The 610-nt window shown below is 40.8% G+C and carries 1 protein-coding gene; it reads right to left on the bottom strand.

All coding sequences use genetic code 11. From position 1 onward, the window contains the following. On the bottom strand, positions 1-605 hold a 605-nt coding region (gene yihA / locus ACFIO3_RS15080; protein ID WP_375704784.1), incomplete at its 3' end, for a ribosome biogenesis GTP-binding protein YihA/YsxC. Positions 606-610: the final 5 nt, after the last annotated feature.

Raw genomic sequence — 610 nt, 5'->3', positions numbered from 1 at the left:
AAACCGAGAGCTTTTTCTGAAGAGGTTACAAGAAGCTCAGGGTAAGCTGCTGGGCGCTTGAGAAGCTTTGTTTGTGTGATCATAATTAATTTTTCTAAGGCTTTTGATTTGATTTTATCGCTTTTTGTCAAAACAATTTGATAAGAAACAGCGGCTTTATCAAGAAGAGTAAGAACCTCTTCATCATTATTTTTAATTCCGTGGCGTGAATCAATCAGGATATACACACGTTTTAGCGTTGTGCGTCCCCGTAAATAGTTAAAAATCAAATTTGTCCACGCATCAACCAGATTTTTAGGAGCAGCAGCGAAGCCATAGCCAGGCATATCTACTAATGCTAGAGGGGGAAGATCTCCTAGCTGCCCACTGAAGCCATCGGGTACAAAATAATTAAGCTCTTGAGTCCGTCCTGGTGTGTTTGAGGTACGTGCTAAGCTTTTTTGTTGGACGAGCGCGTTGATTAAAGATGATTTTCCAACATTGGAACGTCCTGCAAATGCAATTTCTGGTGGTCCTTCAGGGGGGAGAAAGTGTATTGCTGGTACACCACGAATAAAAATCCAATTGCGAGAAAAAATTCCAGAAAGGGAAGAATCTCTTGTCATTAATG

The sequence above is a fragment of the Bartonella sp. AD328YNZD genome (assembly GCF_042196425.1).
The sequence above is the reverse complement of the archived record's forward strand: the minus strand, read 5'-3'. Positions and strand labels throughout refer to the sequence as shown.